A 21197-nucleotide genomic window follows, 5' to 3' on the forward strand; every position below is an offset into this window, starting at 1 on the left:
ATAATTTTGTTTTAAGATTATGAGTCAAAATTATTTGAAGAAATTGCACGTTTTTTGCAGAATGGGTGAAAGCGGGAGTTGACTTGGTGAAATCGTTTTGATGTCATTTTTTAAAATAGTTTCTTTACATTGTCAAATATTTACAAAGATGAAACCGGTAATTTGGATATTTTGGGCTGTTGTTTTTGTGTTGGGATTTCAATCTGAAATGCTAGCTCAACAAGATAGTATTGTCCCTCAGCCCAGGAGTAAGAAAGCATCTTCTGCAAAAATTAGTAAAGCAGCAGCTGATTTGAAAGAATCTTTGGATTCTAACGATGAATTGAAGATTGCCAAGAATTATGAAGTTTTAGCGAAAGGTTTTACTGAAAAAGAAGATTTTGTACGTGCCGAAGAATACTTAAAAAAAGCTTTGACAAGTTATACTAAACTCAATAGAAGTACTGACAAAACTAGAGTTGCAAGAAATCTCGCTAAAGTACAGGAGTCACAAAACAAGTTAAATGCCGCGATTCAAAGTTACGAAATGGCGGGTTCTGCTGCCGAGCAAAAAAAAGACATGCAACTCAATTCAAACGATGCGGAACGTTTAAGGAACAGTTATAGTCCGGCAGTTCAGGCTACTTATGCCAAGAAAAATATTGCAATTCTTGAAAAAGAAAGCGATAAAAAAGAAGAAGTAGCTGATGCTTATAAACAGCAAGCTACAGTAGATTTGAAACTGATGGATAAAGAATCGGCTATTGAAAACCTTGAAAAAGCGATTTCGTATTCGAAAGAGAAACCAGAAGAAGTTGTGAAACTGCGGAATGAAATTGCCAAGGTTTATGCTGCCGATAATCAGTTCGATAAAGCCATCGCAATCAACCAGAAGTTATTCGACGATGCTGTAAAACAAAACGATTTAGAAACACAGATTAAACAGTTACAATCCTTAAGTGCGATTTATTTCAAAAACGAAGAACCGGAAAAAGCGGTAACTTCATTAAAAAAGGCGTATGGTTTGGCTTCACAATACGGGAAAACCGACGAGGTAAAAAGGAGTTTGAATCAATTACTTCAATACTATAAATCGAATGGAAAAGACAAAGAAAGCATGGCTTTGTATGAAGATTTTTTCAAGAATTTCGACCAGTTAATTCAAAAGGACAGTACGCTTATCGACGAGAAAACATTTCAGGTTACCGAAGAAAAAATCCGTCAGTTGGAAAAAGAAAAAGCATTGAAAGACGAACTGATTTCGAAGAAAAATACGTTCAACTATGTGTTGTTGGGATCGATTGCATTGCTTTTATTGTTTTTCGGATTTATTGTGAAAGCGTTATATTCGATTAAAACTAAAAATAAGGAGATTGCCTTGCAGTCGTTGCGAAGAGAAATGAATCCGCACTTTATTTTCAATAGTTTGAACAGTGTAAATCAGTTTATTTCTCAAAACAAAGAACTTGAAGCCAATAAATATCTATCGTCGTATTCTCATCTCATGCGGAATATGATGGAGAATTCCAACAAGGATTTTATAAGTTTAGGTAATGAAATCGAACAGTTGAAAAAGTACTTGGATTTAGAACATTTACGATTTCAGGACAAGTTTGAATATCAGATTATCATCGATGATGCGTTGGATGCCGAAACGGTTTTAGTGCCGAATATGTTGATTCAGCCACATCTGGAGAATGCCATTTGGCATGGTTTACGTTATCGTGAAACCAAAGGCTTGTTACTATTGCAATTTGAGTTGAATAGAGGGAAAGTAAATGTTATTATTGATGATAACGGAATTGGATTAACGCAAAGTGCCGCACTTAAAACGCGCAATCAAAAAGTACATCAATCAAGAGGTGTGACCAATACCAAAGAAAGAATCAATTTATTGAACGAGTTGTACAAATCGAACATTTCGTTTTCGATGTCCGAAAAAAATAACGGAAACACAGGAACTGTTGTAGAAATTACCTTTCCAAAGATTGAAAAAATATGATGACATTCCAAAAAATACAAGCGGTTATTGTTGAAGATGAATTGGCGGCTAGGGAAGTGCTCAAGAATTATTTGAGTAAATATTGTCCGCAAGTAGATGTAATTGGCGAAGCGCAAAATATCAAAGAAGCGGTTCCATTGTTGCATGAAGTGAAACCACAATTGGTTTTTTTGGATGTTGAGATGCCTTTCGGAAATGCTTTTGATGTGTTGGAAGCCTGTAAAGATTTGCATTTTGAAACCATTTTTGTAACCGCCTTTTCAGAATATTCATTGAAAGCACTGAATCAAAGTGCTGCATATTATCTGCTTAAACCGATCAGTATCGAGGAATTGATAGTTGCCGTGAATAAAGTACAACAACACATTCTGAATCACGAATTATTCAATCGTAATAAAATTATAGTAGAAAATTTCCGAGAAACTCAACCCGAGAAAAAGCAAGTGATTTTGCCTACTTTGGAAGGTTTTGAAGTGGTAAAAATGGAAGACATTGTTCGACTTCGTGGAAATGGAAACTTTACCGATTTGCATTTGGCTGACGGTAGTAAAAAAATGGTATGCCGCTTTCTGAAACATTTTACCGAAATTTTGCCGTTTCCTTTTTTACGTGTTCACAAGTCACATATTATCAACATCAATTACGTGAAATCGTATAATAAAGGTGGCTATGTGGTACTCAATGATGCTGCTGAAATTGAAGTTTCTCCAACGTATAAAGAACAGTTTCTTAAAAATTTCAAATAGTTAAAAGTCAAATTCGTTTATCGAAGTTGCTGATGAATCAATGGTGATTGTATCTTGAACTTTCTTGATTTTCAAAAACGAACGTGCTCTTCCCGAAACATAAATGGGTATTGATTGTCCAATTGTATCATCACCAGTGATCAAAGCACGGCGTAGCATTAGATTTTTGATGAATTTTTGATTCTTTTCCGCGTATGATTTCTGATAACCTTCATCGTTAAATTGATACATGAATTTTTTAGGTTTTGGAACAATGGATGCAAGGAACAAACATTCGTTAAGCGTCAAATCAATTGGTTTTTTCTGGAAGTAAAATTCTGCAGCTTCACCAATACCATATACGTTTGGTCCCCACTCAATAACATTGAAATAGACTTCCAGCATGCGTTCTTTGGAAGAAATACGATTGTTTTCCAATATATACACTAAAAGTATTTCTTCGAGCTTTCTAGATAGCGTTTTTTCACGTGTTAAGAATACATTTTTAACCAATTGCATACTAATCGTACTCGCGCCTCTTGAGAATTTCTTAGTTCGAATGTTTTTTGCAATAGACTGTTTGAATGCCTCGGAAATAAAACCGCGATGACGCATGAACGAAGGATCCTCATTCGTTAATACCGCATGTGTTAAATAAGGTGAAATTAATTCCAATGGGGTAAAGTAAGGATTGGAAGCGCCTACAAAAACGGGTCTTTGTGGTACGCCGTTTTCCATTGCGCGATAGGTAAAATCGGTGTTGAGTTTTTCCAGATTGGCTTCTCCGTATTTTTTGATGCGGAGATTATTTTTATTGAATTTACTATCGAAGACCAATTTGTGCGGTTTGTTTTTGTTGAATTCAAAATTAAGGTTGTAATCGAATTCTCCTTCGGCTTCCATACCCACAAAATGTGAAAATAAACCATTGGGTAATGAAGTAATGAAATCTTGCGCTTTCATTTTTTCGATATTGATCTTCAGCTTATAAATGGTATCTTCTTCGGTATTGTATTCCAAAAATGGCTTCACTTTAATTTTGTTCAATTGTGCTGTAGATGTACTGTCGACTGCAATAAAATCACTTCCCAATAAAAAACGATAATCGAATTGTGCATTTTGAATCACCACATCTTTTTTAGCAATTTTTGGGTGATTGATGGTGAAATTTTCAATCGATGCGACACCATCTATATGTAAATTGCCAAAGCTCATATCAAGATTATCCAATTTCAGTCTGATTTTGTCAAAGCTTGATTTCAAACCAAATTTTTCATCAATGTAAGGCACTTGAATTTTGGAGGTGTCTGCAGAAGCAAAAATCAAATCCGCTTTTTTATCCCTCGGATTAGCATAACCATTAATGGTCCAGTTTTGTGCAAAGGTATTGGTTGTTACTTTTATTTTTGTGTTCAGTTGATGATTGACCAACTGTAAATCGTTCATGTGGAAACTTACCTTTTTACCCATATCGTCAATACGTAAGGATAAATTTTCCAAATTCATTTCCGAGGGTACTAAATTCAATACTTTGGTCAAAATACGATTGGCTAATTTGGCATAATTGCGTTTTTCATCCGTCGATTTTTCGGTAGCATCTTTTTTTAGAAAAGCATCAAAATTACGTCCGTTTTTCGTTTTTACCAATTGGATAAAGCCATTTTGCATTTCTAGATGTTGCAGTTGAATTTCTCCGGTTAGTAATTGCATTAAACTGACTTTAGTTTTAATTTTATGAACAGACAACAGTGTGTCTGCGTTATGCGGTACCAAATGTATGTTGTCTAATTCTACACTTGTAGTTCCTACAAAAGCAGCTTTTCCAACCGAAAAATCAGCATTATATTCGGTGTTGAATTTAGTTTTAGCTTTCTCCAATGCTTGTTGTAGAATGGTATCTCTGAAAAAATAAATAGCAGCTACGGCCAGTACGAAAAGTACTAGTATTATTTTAAGAATCAGAAAAAACCATTGCTTTTTGGTTCTCATTGTATATTAGATTTGGAGTTTTTAGGAAAGCGAAGCTACAAAATCTTCAACTTCTTTTTTTTGTTCGGCGTATTTTTCTTGTAATGGCGAATTTTCTCCCATTTTCCGATAGTAATCTAGTGCTTTGTTGGCAAAAAACAATTGTTGGTGTTTCGCTACATTAGGAATTTGTGGATACACTTTATGAAAAAGCATTTCATAATAAGCCTGCCATTCTCTTTCGTTGCGATCTTCTACAAACTGTCCCGGAACTTTTTGTCCGACATGAATCATTTCATGGGCTATTAAATTTAGCATTAGGACAAATTCGAATTCGAAAGTATTTTCCGGAATTCGGATGATTTGTTTTTCTCCGAAAACGCCTTCGGTTGTCATTAAAATATAATCGGCTTTTGCTTTTTCGCGAAGTTCAAATCCTTTAAAATTGGAATGTTTGATTCCGTATTCTTCAATAACAAAGTTAGCTGCAGCAATTGTTTCACCTAATTCGTGATAGGTTTGAATCAATTGGACTATTTCAGCATACGGTTTCATGGTTATCCGAATAATTCACTTACAATTTCTTCAATTTTACTTACTAGTACAACTCTTATTCCTGGAAATTGGGTAGTAATTTTGTTGTATTTCGAAATATAAATTGTTCCAAATCCCAATTTTTCGGCTTCCTGAATGCGTTGTTCCACTCTGTTTACTGGTCGAATCTCGCCGGAAAGTCCAACTTCACCTGCGAAGCAAAAATCTTTACCTACAGCGATGTCTTCATTGGAAGACAGAATGGCCGCCACAACGGCTAAGTCAATAGCTGGATCGTCTACAGAAATTCCACCGGTAACGTTGAGAAACACGTCTTTGGCGCCCAAATGAAAACCGGCACGTTTTTCCAAAACCGCCAAAATCATATTCAAACGTTTGGCATTGTATCCCGTCGTACTTCTTTGCGGTGTGCCATATACTGCTGTTGATACCAAGGCTTGAATCTCAATCATTAGTGGTCGCATTCCTTCTAATGTGGTTGCAATGGCAGTTCCTGATAATTCTTCCTCTTTATGTGAAATTAAGATTTCAGACGGATTGGCTACTTCTCGTAAACCCGATCCTTGCATTTCGTAAATCCCTAATTCGGCAGTAGAACCAAATCGGTTTTTGAGTGAGCGTAAAATTCTATAGATATGATTTCTGTCTCCTTCAAACTGAAGAACGGTATCAACCATATGCTCCAAAATTTTAGGACCGGCAATATTTCCGTCTTTTGTAATGTGACCAATTAAAATAACGGGTACATTGGTTTCTTTCGCAAATTTGATCAATTCGGCGGTGCATTCCCTGATTTGTGAAATGCTTCCTGCGGATGATTCAATATAATCCGTATGTAAGGTTTGAATTGAGTCAATAATTACAATTTCTGGTTCGATTTCTTCGATTTGACGAAAGATATTTTGTGTTTTGGTTTCTGTTAGGATATAACAGTTGTCGCCGTTTGGTGTAATACGTTCTGCACGCATTTTTATTTGCTTCTGACTTTCTTCACCAGAAACGTATAATGTTTTATACGGTAATTTTAATGAAATTTGTAATAATAACGTGCTTTTACCTATACCGGGTTCGCCACCTAGGAGTGTCAATGATCCTGGTACTAGTCCGCCACCCAAAACACGATTTAATTCGCCATCGGTTGTGTCCATGCGAATTTCTTCAGCCGAATCAATTTCGTGAATGCGTAAAGGTTTCGCTGCTTTTTTTACTGCAGAAGTTTCTGTTTTCCAGACTACTTTTTCCTCTTTCTGGATGATTTCTTCTACAATGGTGTTCCATTCTTTGCAGGCATTGCATTGTCCTTGCCATTTGGCAAATTGAGTGCCACAGCTTTGGCAAAAAAAGGACGTTTTTATTTTAGCCATTTAGCAGACTTTATTCGGTGTTATTCGCTTTTTTTCTCTTCTGTTGGGGTTTCTGTTGGTGCATCAGCTGGGGTTTCAGAAGGTGTTTCAGCTGGTACTTCTTCAATTACCTGCTCCGTTCCGTCTTTGGCTTTTCCACCTTTAAGTTTGTCTTTTTTAGGAAGTTTGCTTTTTAAATCTTCTGCCTTTATCATCATCATTTCTTTAGTCAAATCACCAATTGGTTCTTTGGCAAATGCATCCTGATAGAATTTGATGGCTTTTTTGAATTCGCTTCTTTTTTCCCAATAATTACCCATATGGTAATCATATAGTAACGTTTTTTCGTATTGCTGACCTGATATTTGTGCAAGTTGCTCATATTCTTCGAATCGTTCTTTCTTATTGATGGCCGTTTCGATGGCTTTCATGTCGCGGTAACGAACTGTCATTTTAATTCCAAGATTTTTTTCAATGGCGTCGTATTTGTCGGTAAGATATTTGACATAATCCTGCTCTAACACCACGATTTTTTCCTGATATTCCTTAGGAGAAATAGGTTGGTAAATTTGAAAAATTTGATTCAAAGCCTGCGGAATTCCCAACATAGCAATTGTGTAATGATTCGAATTTTTAAAGTCATCGAATTTGTAATTCACTAAATCATTTTTTACAGCCTGCATATTTTGATTTAGTGTTTTGATCTGTTTTTGGAATTTTTTCAAATCACCGTCACTGGTTGCAGAATAGTAGTATATTGGTTGCTGAATTTGACTCAAGCGATTAGGTACTCTTTCTTCCATTCCTAATTGCAAATCAGGACTTAATGAAATGTACGCCGTGAATAATGGGATTTCTTTGTATAAAAATGCATTTAAAAGTCCTGCAGAAGAATCGATACCGGCTATGGCTTTAAAAGGACCAACTTGGTATTTCTTTTCAAGATGAGGAATAAGTTCAGTTCCTATGAATTCAAAAAAAGCACCGCCTTTTCCGGCAGGAAGTCCTGTTCTTGGGTCAAACTCGCAATCTGCCTCTCTTTGGTTGTTTTTGTTTTGATTGATACCTACTAATATGGCTTCCGGAATATCATCCCAATAATTTCCAAACTGCAAGTTGCCCTCAAATACAGGGAATAAAAATTCGCTGTCTAATACCAAAATTAAAGGGTACTTTTTTTCGGGATTCGATTTGAAGGAAGCGGGTAGTTTTATTCTGATATCGCGGGTTTCGTTTAATTTAACCGATTTGATCTGTTCAACAAAAGATTGGGAAAATGCTGAAAATGAAAACAATAGTATTGCTATACGGATAATATTTTTCATAACTAATATAGTATTATGATTAATTAACGGACAAGATAATAATTTATTTCTTTCGGCTTATGATTGCCAGAACTAAAAAAGAGAAAAGTCCTAAAAAAACGGTAATGATAAGCTGTGAAGTCCAAATGATCCAACCTAATGCAGTTCCGGCTTCATCCGGGACGTGGTATAGTACAAGTATTTTGGAGATAAGCGGAGGAAAAAATCCAAAGCCACCATTGGTAAAAGTCATTACCAATCCACCTATAACAAAAGCAACAATGGTAGTTCCTAATGTGATGTTTTTAGTTGCGTCTAAGGAATATACCGTAAGATAGAACATGGCAATGTATGAGGCCCAAATAAGAATGGTGTATATTAGAAAAGGCCATTTATTTGGCATATGCCACACGCTGAATATTCCTTCTTTCAAACCGTTAATTTTCGATTTTAATAAAAGAGTGTATTTCCATTGGGAATATTTATACAGATAAAGAAAGCATAGCATGCCTATTATTCCCGTGCCGACTAAAACTATTAGTAGCTTAACCGGAATATTGTTTAATAAGAAAGTTTTTAATGTGGAAAATTCAAGAACTACCGAAGTAATAATCAGAATTAAAAGTATGATAAAATCTACAATACGTTCTGCGATTATGGTGCCGAAAGCCTTGTCGAAAGGAACTTCTCTGTATTTTTTTAAAATTAATGCCCGGGAAACTTCACCTGAGCGCGGAATTCCTAAATTAACGAAATAGCCAATGCTTACAGCTAGAAAATTAATGATAAAGCCTGGATGACTCCCTATTTCGGCAAGTGTGTATTTCCAGCGATAAGCTCTGAATACATAACCCAGAAATGCTATAAAAAGTGCTATGGATACATAGTTGTAATTAGCCGTTACAAAGTGTGATCTCACTATTTCAATCTCTTCCGGTGTGAACGAAAAATAGATGTATACCGTAAGTAGTGCTCCAAGCACAAGTGGAATAATTACGCCTAAATAGGAGCTTAATTTAGGTTTCACGATTATTGTAACGAATTGGTTTCTTCGTTAGGGAAAACGATGGCTGGTTTGAAGTTTTTTGCTTCTTCCATATCGATGCTTCCATACGCAATAATGATGATAATATCATCTTTATGTACTTTACGGGCTGCCGGGCCGTTTAGGGTGATTTCACCGCTGTTTCTTGGTCCGGTAATGGCATAAGTTTCTAGTCGTTCACCATTGTTGATGTTAACAATTGAAACTTTTTCACCTTCAAAAATATTGGAAGCTTCCATTAAAGCTTCGTCAATGGTAATACTGCCGATGTAATTTAAATCGGCACCGGTTACTCTAACTCTGTGGATCTTAGATTTTACTACTTGAATACGCATGATGCAAAGTTAAATTATTTTAGTGAAATGTTATCAATGAGACGAATATTGTTTACAAAAACAGCGATAAAACCTCGGTATTTTTTGGTTTTACTTTTGCGTTTGCATTCCAAAAGGGTTTTTTCGTCGGCAATTTCAAAGTATTCCAATTGAAATAAATCCTGTTTTTTAAATTGGTTGGTTACCCAATTAGTGACTTCTTTAGCGCTTTTTGTGCCGAATAATTTTTTGGCTTCCTTTAATATTTTGTAGATGAAAGATGCTTTTTCGCGTTCTTCCTTGGCAAGTCTTTCGTTACGAGAGCTCATTGCTAAGCCGTTGCTTTCCCGGTGAATTGCGCATCCAATAATGTTTACAGGGATTTTGTATTTAGTTGTCAACTTTTTTACAATCTGTAACTGCTGAAAATCCTTTTCACCAAAATAGGCATTAGTTGGCTGAATTATTTCGAATAATTTTTTAACTATTGTTCCTACGCCATCAAAATGTCCAGGGCGGTGTTTGCCTTCCATTTGAAATTCCAGTCCGTCATATTGAAAATGCTGCGATTCTGTTTTTCCTTCATAAATATCGTCGACACTTGGAGCGTAAACAATGATATTAGGATTTAAGGATTCTATTTTTTGAACATCACTTTCTAGTGTTCTAGGGTATTTTTTTAAGTCGTCTGCATTATTGAACTGTGTTGGGTTGACAAAAATGCTGACCACGGTAACTGCATTGTTTTTTAGCGATTCAGACATTAAGGATAAGTGTCCTTCATGAAGGGCGCCCATCGTAGGTACGAATCCTACAGTGTTTTTGTTGGAAATGTACTGCTTTAAATAGCGTTTTAAATCGTTTTGTTGGACAAAAACAGGCATGAGTGTTGGTTTAAATTCTATGCAAACTTACTATTTTAGTCAATATCTCGGTAAAATTTTGTAATTTTGCATGGATTTCTGTCCAATAAACAAAACTAATATAATAACATGGAGGATAAAAGGATTTTATATGTATCATCCGAAGTAGTGCCCTATCTGCCTGAAAATGAGGTTTCTTTAATGTCGTATGATGTGCCCAAAATGATTAATGATCAAGGTGGTCAAATACGTATTTTTATGCCTCGATACGGCAATGTGAATGAAAGAAGACACCAGTTACACGAAGTAATTCGTTTGTCGGGGATGAACTTGGTGGTTAATGATGTGGATATGCCGTTGATTATTAAAGTTGCGTCTATTCCAAAAGAGAGGATTCAGGTTTATTTTATAGATAACGATGAGTATTTCAAGCGCAAAGCAACATTTACAGATGAAGAGGGTGTGTTGTTTCCAGATAATGACGAGAGAGCTATTTTCTTTGCGAAAGGGGTAGTGGAAACGGTTAAAAAATTGAATTGGGTTCCTGATATCATCCATGTACAAGGATGGATGGCGGCAATGTTGCCTATTTATATGAAGCACTATTACAAGAATGACGCTTTATTTGCGGATACTAAAATAGTAACTTCTGTTTTCAATCACGCATTCGATGGTACTCTTGATGTCGATATGAGTAAAAAAGTACAGTTTGATGGTATTCCACATGAAGCAATCAAAGAGTTGGATAATCCCACTTTTGAAAATATCATGATGGCGTCAATTAATCATTCTGATGGTGTGGTAATTGCTTCAGAAGAGGTTTCAGCAACTTTAACAAAATTTATAGAAGCTTCCAAAAAACCTTTATTACCTTTCACCCCGAAAGAAGCATTTGCGGATGCTTATACTAATTTTTACAAAAATCAAATTTTAGGTTAACAGAATGAAGAATTCCATTTTTACAAAATACTTTGTAGTCGCTTTTTTTTCTCTTTTTTTACTGTCATGTGATAAAGATTTTAATACCATCGGTAGTGATATAATTGAGGGAGAAAACTATGATTTTTTTTCTGGACAAGATTATGGAGTGAAAGCTTATAATCAAAAAGTAACAGCGCTGCAAACTAATAATTTGCCAATCAATCAGCTGGGAATTACCAATAATGATCTTTTTGGTAAAACTGTAGCTAATTTTGCTACACAGTTGATTATGGTAACACCTGATCCAACCTTTGGAAACAATATTGAAATAGATAGTGTTGTTTTGAATGTACCCTATTTTAGTAAGGTTGTAAAAACTGAAACTTCAGGTATTGTAAAATACAAATTGGATTCAATTTATACTACAGATCCCACAAGTAGTTTGGATACAGTTTATAAACCAATGAATCTCAAGATTTTTAGAAATGGATACCAATTGAATGATTTCGATCCAGACAATATTGAAGTTGCTCAAAAGTATTATTCAGATCAAGACGCACTTTTTAGAAATAATATTGCAAGCATGCAGTTGAATAACAGTCTAAATGTTAAGGAGAATTCTGCATTTAAGCCTAATCCGCGTGAGAATGTTCGATATAAAGTGAAGAGTGAAAAAAACACTACCAATCCGAATTTTTATATCATGAAGCATACGAGAACAACTGATGTTGAGGCAAGAAGAGCTCCGTCAATGCGTATTCATTTGGATACTACTTATTTCAGAACACATATTATAAATGCCGCTAAGAGTAATTTAAAAAACAACAATATTTTTAAATCGTATTTCAGAGGCTTGTATTTTCAAATTGAAGATGCAAATGTTGGATCGATGATGAGTCTTGATTTTACTAAAGGTAGTATTACGATTTATTATAAAGAAGATTTAATTGTAACTAAAACGACTGATGGGGTTACGACAAATGTTGGAAATGACCGACCTTTAAAAGAATTTACATTGGCAATGTCTGGCACTTCGGTTAATTTATTAAACAAAACAGATGCAACAGGGTATACTACTGCGATAAATTTACCTAAAACTGAAGCTCATCCTAATTTATACTTAAAAGGAGGTGAGGGATCTACGGCAATTTTAGATATTTTTACAGATACAGCAGAGTTAAATGCATTAAAAGCGAAGAAAGTTCTAATTAATGATGCTAGTCTTTACTTTACAGTAAATCAAAGTTTGATGAATCAAAAGTATGAGCCTTTGCGTGTTTACCTTTTCGATATTGATAACAACAAAGTGCTTTATGATTATAATTTTGATAATTCAGTAAATGGGTCTAATCCAAAACGCAATAAGTTTGTCTTTGGTGGAATGTTGATGGATGCAAAAAATGAAAATGGAGATGATGTTAAGGTGTATAGAGTTCGAATTACTGAACATGTAAATAGAATTCTTAATGACGACCAGGAGAATGTTCGACTGGGGCTTGTTGTTACAGAAAACATTAATAACCCATCGTATGGTTTTTTGAGAACACCTATCTCCAGTACAGATGACAATTCAAAATTCTTAAAAACCTTGCCTTTGGGATCTATTAGTAGTCCATTAGGGACCGTTCTTTACGGAAGTAATGCAGGCGTTAACAGAGTTAGGTTTAAAATCACTTATACAGAACCAAAATAACTAGAAAAGTATGTGTGGAATTGTAGGATATATCGGAAATAGAGAAGCTTATCCGATAGTAATAAAAGGATTAAAGCGATTAGAATATAGAGGTTACGACAGTGCCGGTTTGGTTCTCTACGATGGAGAAAACATGAAATTGTCTAAAACCAAAGGAAAAGTTTCAGATTTAGAGGCTAAAGCTGAAAAAGAAATCACATTGAATGGATCAATTGGGATTGGCCATACACGTTGGGCAACGCATGGAGTACCCAATGATGTAAATTCTCATCCGCATGTATCCAATTCGGGTAATTTGGTTATAGTTCATAATGGAATTATTGAAAATTATGAGCCGTTAAAAAAAGAATTGATTAAAAGAGGTTATGTTTTTGCCTCAGATACAGATACCGAAGTTTTGGTTAATCTGATAGAAGATGTGCAAAAGAAAGATAATCTGAAATTAGGTAAAGCGGTACAAGTTGCGCTAAACCAAGTGGTTGGAGCTTATGCGATTTGTGTTTTCGATAAGCAAAAGCCAGATGAAATTGTTGTGGCGCGTTTGGGTAGTCCATTGGCAATTGGTGTTGGAGAAAATGAGTTTTTTATTGCTTCTGATGCATCGCCGTTTATCGAATATACTTCTAATGCAATTTATTTAGAAGACGAAGAAATGGCAATAGTACGTCAATACAAGCCTTTGAAAATCCGTAAAATTAAAGATGACTCATTGGTTGATCCTTATATTCAAGAGCTTCAAATGAACTTGGAACAAATTGAAAAAGGGGGCTATGATCATTTTATGTTGAAGGAAATTTATGAGCAACCTAATGTGATTAAGGATACCTATCGTGGACGTTTGCATGCCAATGAAGGAATTATTAAAATGGCAGGTGTTGAAGATAATTTAGAGAAATTCAACAATGCGCAAAGAATCCTAATCATTGCTTGTGGAACATCATGGCATGCTGGTTTGGTAGCAGAATATATTTTCGAAGAGTTTGCAAGAATTCCTGTTGAAGTAGAGTATGCTTCTGAATTCCGATATAGAAATCCAATTATTAATGACAAAGATGTGGTGATTGCTATTTCACAGTCTGGTGAAACTGCAGATACTTTGGCAGCTATTAAGTTGGCGAAAGAGAAAGGTGCTTTTGTTTTTGGGGTTTGTAATGTGGTAGGTTCGTCTATCTCAAGAGAATCGCATGCAGGTGCTTACACACATGCTGGACCTGAAATTGGAGTAGCTTCTACTAAAGCTTTTACAACTCAAATAACGGTTTTAACCATGATTGCTTTGCGTTTGGCTAAAATAAAAGGGACTTTATCGCATTCAGAATACCATAGATACTTATTGGAATTGGAAACAATTCCTGAAAAAGTAGAAGAGGCCTTACAAACCAATGAAGTTTCAAAACAAATAGCCGCTGTGTACAAAGATGCAACCAATTGTTTGTATTTAGGAAGAGGTTATAATTTCCCAGTTGCGCTTGAAGGAGCTTTGAAATTAAAAGAAATATCCTATATCCATGCTGAAGGATATCCGGCTGCGGAAATGAAGCATGGGCCAATTGCTTTGATTGATGAACAGATGCCGGTTGTTGTTATCGCACCTAAACAAGGACATTATGATAAGGTAGTGAGTAATATTCAGGAAATTAAATCACGTAGCGGAAAAATTATCGCAGTGGTGACTAAAGGAGATGAACAGGTGAGAGCTTTAGCTGATCATGTAATTGAAATACCTGAGACATCGGATGCATTATCGCCATTGTTGACCACAATTCCGTTGCAATTACTTTCTTATCATATTGCTGTAATGAGAGGTTGTAATGTAGACCAGCCAAGAAATCTTGCGAAGTCCGTTACTGTAGAATAATGTAAAATTTTAGTAAAATAATTGTAAAAAGCGTGGTTTTTCCACGCTTTTTTTGTTAAAACAATATTTTTATTTTTCTTTCTTTTTTTTATTTACTATGTACGCATAATATTTATTTTTATGATTTAGTGTTAATTTTTTATTAAATACATAAAAAAAGAGTTGTTTTTACGATTATGGACTCTGTTAAAATGCTTAAAAAGTTGGAAAGTTTTATCGTACTTTTTTATATTTTACAATTATTGTTGTAATTTGGCTTCATAAACCAACAAAATTCAAAGAAGAATGAGAATCTATTTTACTATTTTGTCATTGTTTTTTAGCGTGTTAACTTTTGCGCAAACAACAATTTCAGGAACAGTTACAGATGATAAAAATTATCCTGTACCTGGGGCAAACGTTAAAGTAGCAGGGGCCAATTCGGGAACCTCGGCTGGATTTGACGGAAAATTTACTCTAAAAACCCAAAATGCTTTTCCGCTGACTATCGAGGTAAGTATGATGGGATTTAGCACACAGACAATTCAGGTTAACTCCAAAGAACAAGAAATTGTTGTGGTATTGTCTGAAGAATCTACAAAATTAAATGAAATCGTAATTTCCGCTTCAAGAGCTCCGGAAAGAGTTTTAGAGTCTCCGGTAACAATCGAAAGAATGGGAATTAAAGATATCAAGAATACTACAGCCGCTACTTTTTACGACGGTTTGGAGAATATGAAAGATATCCATTTCAATACGAGTAGTTTCGGATTTAAGTCGGTTAATGCGAGAGGTTTTGCTACGGTAGCTAATACTCGTTTTATGCAGTTAGTTGACGGTATGGATAACTCTTCGCCAGCCTTGAACTTTATCTTAGGAAACTTGTTAGGTTTGAATGATGTCGATGCAGGTAGCGTTGAGATTTTGCCAGGAGCTTCTTCTGCTTTATATGGTGCAAATGCGTTCAATGGAATTATCTTTATGAATAGTAGAAGTCCATTTACGAAAGAAGGAATTTCTACTTATTTTAAATATGGAAGAACTGTACAAGAAACAGCTGGGGATAATCCAGTATATGATTTCGGTATTAGAGCTGCTAAAAAATTCAGCGATCATTTTGCTGCAAAAGCAAATTTCTCTGTTTTATCTGCCACCGAATGGATTGCGAATGACAGAAGAGATCTAGCTCAAAATTTCACAGGATTAGATTTTAATCCAAATTATGATGGTTTGAATACTTATGGAGACGAAGTTTCTACTAATATCAAAGGTGTTGGTCAGACTTTGGCAGGTTTAGGGCTTATTCCTGCTGCAGCGGTAAACTTACTTCCAAACTACAATGTGGCAAGAACAGGTTATGCTGAAAAAGATTTAAATAACAATAATGTAACAAGTATTAAGTTTGATGCTTCATTGCATTTCCGTCCTTGGGCAACTTCGTCAAGTACTTTTGCAAAAGATATTGAAATTATCGCACAACATAAATTAGGTTTTGGTAATACAATCTATCAAGGTGCGAACAGATATTCGTTAAAAGATTTCTACATGGATCAAACCAAGTTAGAAATTAAAGGTAGAAATTTCTTTGCAAGAGGATATATGACAACTGAAGATGCGGGTAACTCATACGATATGCGTTTTGCTGCTTGGAATGTGAACCGCGCTTGGAAATCTGATTCTACGTGGTTTGGGCAATATGCGGGTGCTTATATTCAAGCTACTTTGGCGGGTCAAACACCAGAAAATGCTCATATTATTGCAAGACAAACTGCTGATACAGGTAGATTTGAGCCAGGATCTCCTCAATACAATGCTGCTTTAGCATCTGTAACTAAAGATCCGAATTTAACAACTGGTGCTAAATTCAAAGACCAATCGAAATTGTATCATACGGATTTGAATTATAACTTTAGAGATTTAATCAAATTTGCTGAAATTCAAATTGGAGGTTCTGCAAGAGAGTATGTGATGAATTCTGACGGTACAATCTTTACAGATTTTGATGGTCCTTTGAAATATAGTGAGTATGGAATGTATACTCAGGTGCAAAAGAAATTTATGGATGAAAGAGCAAAATTTACTGGGTCTCTTCGTTATGATAAATCTCAAAACTTCGATGGAAATATTTCTCCTAGAATCTCTATGACTTATGCAGCTGGAGCTGATAAACAACATAACTTCCGTGCTTCTTACCAAACAGGTTTCCGTAACCCTACTACACAAGATCAATATATTGGTTTAGATTTAGGTCCTTTCGCGTTGATTGGTTCAGCACCAGAAAACTTAGTGCGTTTTCAAGAAACTGTGAATGTGAGTCCTAATGGACAAGCATTAGGTAATCCAGCAACTGTAGATTTGAATGGAGAAAATGCGTATTATAATTCATTTACAGTAGCATCTGTTCAGGCGTTCTCAGCAACAGGAAATCCTGCGGTGTTAGAAAAATCTACTTATGGATTAGTGAAGCCTGAAAAAGTTCAAGCTTTTGAATTAGGGTATAGAACGAATGTTCAAAAGACAGGGGTTGATATTAATGGATACTATAATATGTATAATGATTTTATCAATACTGCGAATGTTATAGCGCCATATTATGGAACGGTAGGTTCTCCTCAGGCGGTAGCTGCTTTGGCAAATGGCGATAGAAGGGTGTATCAAGTATATACCAACTCTAAAGCGGATATTACATCATTAGGGTTTGGTGTTGGTGTAAACAGAAAAATTGGTGTATTTGATTTGGGAGCAAGTTATAACTTTACAGATTTCAAATTTGATCAAGCATCGGATCCTAGTTTTGAAGCAGGATTTAATACGCCGAAACATAGAGTAAAAGGTACTTTTGGTAGTGAGAAGTTGTTTAAAAACTTTGGTTTTAATACAAACGTAAGATGGAATTCAGAATATTTATGGCAGTCTTCTTTTGTTGATGCGATGGTTCCTGAAAATGTGGTATTTGATGCGCAAATTAATTACACGATTCCATTTTTGAAATCAGTAATTAAAGTGGGTGGGGCAAACATCGGAGGTAAAGATTATATTCAAGTTCCTGGTGCTGGTAATATTGGTCAACAGTACTATGCTTCTTGGACTATTAATCCGTAATCAAGTTAAACTTATTAAAAGTAAAAGTATATGATTAAAAATTTCAAATGGCTATTTTTGGTTTCATTAACCTTTATGGCATGTAGTGATGATGATACAGCGGTTGAAGAGCCTGTATCACCAGGAACAGCGGATTTTTCAAAATATGTAGCATTAGGTGATTCTTTTGCTGCTGGTTTTAGTGATAATGCATTATTTAAATTAGGACAAGAAACATCGTATCCGTCTATTTTAGCAGGACAATTGTCTGCAGCTGGAGGTGGTGAGATGACAATTCCTTATATGAATGATAATTTAGGTGGACTTTTGTTGGGAGGTAATCCAATTCAAGGAACGCGTCTTTATTTCAATGGAACGGCTCCTGTTAATGTTGCCGGAACACCTACTACTGAAGTTACAGCTCACTTGTCGGGTTCTTTTACTAATCTTGGTGTGCCTGGAGCGAAAAGTTTTCATTTAGTAGCTGCGGGGTATGGAAATGTGTCTGGTTTAGGTGCGGTTCCTCCAACAGCAAACCCATATTTTGTACGATTTGCTTCGTCTCCTAGTACTACAGTTTTAGCGGATGCTTTGACACAACAGCCTACTTTCTTCTCGTTATGGATTGGTGGTAATGATGTTTTAGGGTATGCATTGTCTGGAGGTGATGGGACAAATCCAATTACTCCAACTGCTACTTTTGATGCGGCTTATGGTGCTTTGACTTCTCAGTTGGCAAATGGTGGCAGAAAAGGAATTGTAGCGAATTTACCTTACGTAACTAGTTTGCCTCATTTTACAACGGTGCCTTATAATCCAGTGGTTCTTAACTCTACTCAAGTTACACAATTGAATAGTGGTTATGCTACTTATAATGGAGGTTTAGCTGTTGCTGTAGCTAATAACTGGATTACTCAAGCTGAAGCGGATAGAAGAAGAGTAGTTTTTCAGGTAGGTGCAAATCCAGTTGTTATTGTGGATAGTTACTTGACAGATCTTTCTGCTTATGGTATTCCTTCATATAGACCGGCGACTGCACAAGATTACCCGGTATTGCCTTCAAGAACATTTATTGGTACTTTGGTAGGTGGTAATCCTGCAGCTATTAATGGAGTATCTGTTCCTTTGGCTGATAAATGGATTGTAAGTAAAAATGAAGTAGATGAAATTATTGCTGCTACAGATGCTTATAATGTTACAATTGAGGCTGCTGCAAATGCAAATGGTTTGGCTTTTGTTGATGCAAAATCGATTATGAGCCAGTTAACAAGTGCAAGCGGTGTAGTTGCTAATGGATATACTTTAAAAGAAGATTTTGTAACTGGTGGTGCTTTCTCTTTGGATGGAGTTCATCCTTCACCAAGAGGATACGCATTAATTGCTAATAAATTTATTGAAGCAATTAATGCCAAATATGGCTCTACGGTTAAAACAGTTAATGTTGGAACCTACAGAGTCTTATTCCCTTCAGTATTATAATAGTAATAATAGATAATGAAATAAAAACCATCGGAATTTCCGATGGTTTTTGCTTTTTATGCTACTCAATTTTCATGGAGCTAAAAAAACCAAAATTTTGTATTGTAAATCACAATTATAAAATTATCTTTGCACTCTGAAAAAACACTTTGTTTTTGATAACTAAATAGCTATTTAATAAATACATACAGCATGTCTAAAGTAATAGGAAAAGTTGCTCAAATTATTGGTCCAGTGGTAGATGTTGTGTTTAACACGGCGGATGCTGAATTGCCAAAAATTTACGATTCATTAGAAATCACTAAAAAAGACGGTACTAAATTAGTATTGGAGGTTCAATCTCATATTGGAGAAAATACGGTACGTACAATCTCTATGGACTCAACAGATGGTTTGAGCAGAGGAGCTGATGTTACAGCTACAGGAGCTCCAATCCAAATGCCAATCGGTGGAGATATCTACGGGCGTTTATTTAACGTTGTTGGTGATGCTATCGATGGTTTAGGTGATTTACCAAAAGAAGGTGCAAATGGATTACCAATCCACAGACAAGCTCCTAAATTCGAAGATTTATCAACTTCATCAGAAGTTTTATTTACAGGTATTAAAGTAATCGATTTGATCGAACCTTATGCAAAAGGAGGGAAAATTGGATTGTTCGGTGGTGCTGGTGTAGGTAAAACAGTATTGATTCAAGAGTTGATTAACAATATTGCAAAAGGTCACGGTGGTCTTTCTGTATTCGCAGGAGTAGGGGAAAGAACGCGTGAAGGAAATGACTTACTTCGTGAGATGTTAGAGTCAGGAATTATTAAATATGGTGACGATTTCATGCACTCTATGGAAAATGGAGGATGGGATTTAACTAAAGTTGATAAAGTGGGAATGAGAGATTCTAAAGCAACTTTCGTTTTCGGTCAGATGAATGAGCCACCTGGAGCACGTGCTCGTGTAGCTTTGTCTGGTTTGTCAATTGCAGAATATTTCCGTGATGGTGCTGGAACAGACCAAGGGAAAGACGTACTTTTCTTCGTAGATAATATCTTCCGTTTTACACAAGCGGGTTCTGAAGTATCTGCGTTATTAGGTCGTATGCCATCTGCGGTAGGTTACCAACCAACATTGGCAACTGAGATGGGTGCAATGCAAGAGCGTATTACATCAACTAAAAAAGGATCAATTACTTCAGTACAGGCAGTATATGTACCTGCGGATGACTTAACTGACCCGGCGCCGGCTACAACTTTCGCGCACTTAGATGCTACAACAGTATTGTCTCGTAAAATTGCTGAGTTAGGTATTTACCCAGCGGTAGATCCATTGGATTCTACTTCTCGTATCTTGACTCCAGAAATTTTAGGTAGCGAGCATTATGACTGTGCTCAAAGAGTTAAAGAGATCTTACAAAAATACAAGCAATTACAAGATATCATCGCTATCTTAGGTATGGAAGAATTATCAGAAGATGATAAATTGGCTGTATCAAGAGCGCGTCGTGTTCAACGTTTCTTGTCTCAACCTTTCCACGTGGCGGAACAATTTACAGGTATCCCAGGTGTATTAGTTGATATCAAAGATACGATCAAAGGATTTAACATGATCATTGATGGTGAGTTAGACCACTTACCTGAAGCAGCTTTCAACTTGAAAGGTACCATCGAGGATGTTATCGAAGCTGGTCAGAAAATGTTAGCTGAAGCATAATTTTAATTATGAATTATGAATTATAAATTATGAGTTTCATCTCATCGAATTATAACTCATAACTCATAACTCATAACTTAAAAAGATGATTGTAGAAATTGTATCACCAGAAGCCACTTTATTTACAGGAGAAGTAACTTCGGTTGCGGTTCCAGGAATAAATGGTGAGTTCCAAATGTTAAATAACCACGCGCCAATCGTGTCGTTATTAGGTAAAGGAAATGTAAAAATTGTTGGTTCTAATATTAAAATTGCAAAAGAATTTGCTGCAAAGTTTAATAAAGTAAACGAGCAAACATTTTGGTTGCCTATCAATTCTGGAACTATCGAAATGAACGATAATAAAATAATTGTATTAGCCGACTAATACAATTGGATACGAGC

General features: G+C 35.6%; 16 protein-coding genes. 9 read left to right on the forward strand and 7 right to left on the reverse strand.

Annotated elements, in window-relative coordinates; translation table 11 throughout:
- Nucleotides 1-148 precede the first annotated feature (148 nt).
- Nucleotides 149-1981 (forward strand): tetratricopeptide repeat-containing sensor histidine kinase, encoded by a 1833-nt coding sequence (locus ACFO7M_RS05180; protein WP_379734401.1) that lies wholly within the window; start codon nt 149-151, stop codon nt 1979-1981.
- A complete protein-coding gene (locus ACFO7M_RS05185) occupies nt 1978-2727 on the forward strand; it encodes a LytR/AlgR family response regulator transcription factor (RefSeq protein WP_379717396.1) in 750 nt (249 codons plus the stop codon). Before ACFO7M_RS05180 ends, ACFO7M_RS05185 begins: the two co-directional genes overlap by 4 nt.
- Here ACFO7M_RS05185 and ACFO7M_RS05190 read toward each other — a convergent pair whose 3' ends face one another.
- From ACFO7M_RS05190 to panC, 7 genes are read right to left on the reverse strand one after another with little or no spacing between them, the layout of a single operon-like run.
- Nucleotides 2728-4695, reverse strand: a complete 1968-nt coding sequence (locus tag ACFO7M_RS05190; protein ID WP_379734403.1) for a transglycosylase domain-containing protein — start codon at nt 4693-4695, stop codon at nt 2728-2730.
- A gap of 21 nt (nt 4696-4716) precedes the next feature.
- Nucleotides 4717-5229: a hypothetical protein gene (locus ACFO7M_RS05195; RefSeq protein WP_379734405.1), complete on the reverse strand. Its 513-nt coding sequence runs from the start codon at nt 5227-5229 to the stop codon at nt 4717-4719.
- A gap of 2 nt (nt 5230-5231) precedes the next feature.
- Entirely contained in the window at nt 5232-6593 is a 1362-nt protein-coding gene (gene radA, locus ACFO7M_RS05200; RefSeq protein WP_379734407.1) for a DNA repair protein RadA, read from the reverse strand.
- Between the two features lie 20 nt (nt 6594-6613).
- Entirely contained in the window at nt 6614-7897 is a 1284-nt protein-coding gene (locus tag ACFO7M_RS05205; RefSeq protein WP_379734409.1) for an alpha/beta hydrolase, read from the reverse strand.
- A gap of 43 nt (nt 7898-7940) precedes the next feature.
- Nucleotides 7941-8903: a lysylphosphatidylglycerol synthase transmembrane domain-containing protein gene (locus tag ACFO7M_RS05210; RefSeq protein WP_379734411.1), complete on the reverse strand. Its 963-nt coding sequence runs from the start codon at nt 8901-8903 to the stop codon at nt 7941-7943.
- A 2-nt stretch (nt 8904-8905) separates the two neighbouring features.
- On the reverse strand, nt 8906-9256 hold the full coding sequence (panD, locus tag ACFO7M_RS05215) for an aspartate 1-decarboxylase (protein ID WP_379717384.1): 351 nt from the start codon (nt 9254-9256) through the stop codon (nt 8906-8908).
- 14 nt (nt 9257-9270) lie between these two features.
- Nucleotides 9271-10119 carry a pantoate--beta-alanine ligase gene (gene panC / locus ACFO7M_RS05220; RefSeq protein WP_379734413.1) on the reverse strand — a complete coding sequence of 283 codons (849 nt, stop codon included), beginning with the start codon at nt 10117-10119 and terminating at the stop codon, nt 9271-9273.
- Nucleotides 10120-10227: 108 nt separating this feature from the next.
- Here panC and ACFO7M_RS05225 point away from each other — a divergent pair, with 108 nt between their 5' ends.
- The 7 genes from ACFO7M_RS05225 to ACFO7M_RS05255 all read left to right on the forward strand — a co-directional run bounded on the left by ACFO7M_RS05225 (nt 10228) and on the right by ACFO7M_RS05255 (nt 21180).
- Nucleotides 10228-11037 carry a glycogen/starch synthase gene (locus tag ACFO7M_RS05225; protein ID WP_379717380.1) on the forward strand — a complete coding sequence of 270 codons (810 nt, stop codon included), beginning with the start codon at nt 10228-10230 and terminating at the stop codon, nt 11035-11037.
- A gap of 4 nt (nt 11038-11041) precedes the next feature.
- Nucleotides 11042-12712 carry a DUF4270 domain-containing protein gene (locus ACFO7M_RS05230; protein WP_379717378.1) on the forward strand — a complete coding sequence of 557 codons (1671 nt, stop codon included), beginning with the start codon at nt 11042-11044 and terminating at the stop codon, nt 12710-12712.
- 10 nt (nt 12713-12722) lie between these two features.
- Nucleotides 12723-14570, forward strand: coding sequence for a glutamine--fructose-6-phosphate transaminase (isomerizing) (gene glmS, locus ACFO7M_RS05235; protein ID WP_379717376.1), 1848 nt, complete (start codon nt 12723-12725; stop codon nt 14568-14570).
- A 285-nt stretch (nt 14571-14855) separates the two neighbouring features.
- The gene (locus ACFO7M_RS05240; protein ID WP_379734415.1) at nt 14856-17651 is read left to right on the forward strand and encodes a TonB-dependent receptor domain-containing protein; all 2796 of its coding nucleotides are present in this window, start codon (nt 14856-14858) and stop codon (nt 17649-17651) included.
- A 30-nt stretch (nt 17652-17681) separates the two neighbouring features.
- On the forward strand, nt 17682-19109 hold the full coding sequence (locus ACFO7M_RS05245; RefSeq protein WP_379734417.1) for an SGNH/GDSL hydrolase family protein: 1428 nt from the start codon (nt 17682-17684) through the stop codon (nt 19107-19109).
- A 192-nt stretch (nt 19110-19301) separates the two neighbouring features.
- Nucleotides 19302-20813, forward strand: a complete 1512-nt coding sequence (atpD, locus tag ACFO7M_RS05250) for a F0F1 ATP synthase subunit beta (protein WP_379717370.1) — start codon at nt 19302-19304, stop codon at nt 20811-20813.
- Between the two features lie 85 nt (nt 20814-20898).
- Nucleotides 20899-21180 carry a F0F1 ATP synthase subunit epsilon gene (locus tag ACFO7M_RS05255; RefSeq protein ID WP_379717368.1) on the forward strand — a complete coding sequence of 94 codons (282 nt, stop codon included), beginning with the start codon at nt 20899-20901 and terminating at the stop codon, nt 21178-21180.
- Nucleotides 21181-21197 lie beyond the last annotated feature (17 nt).

Origin of the sequence: Flavobacterium sp. GCM10023249, assembly GCF_042653365.1 — a bacterium.
GTDB lineage: Bacteria > Bacteroidota > Bacteroidia > Flavobacteriales > Flavobacteriaceae > Flavobacterium.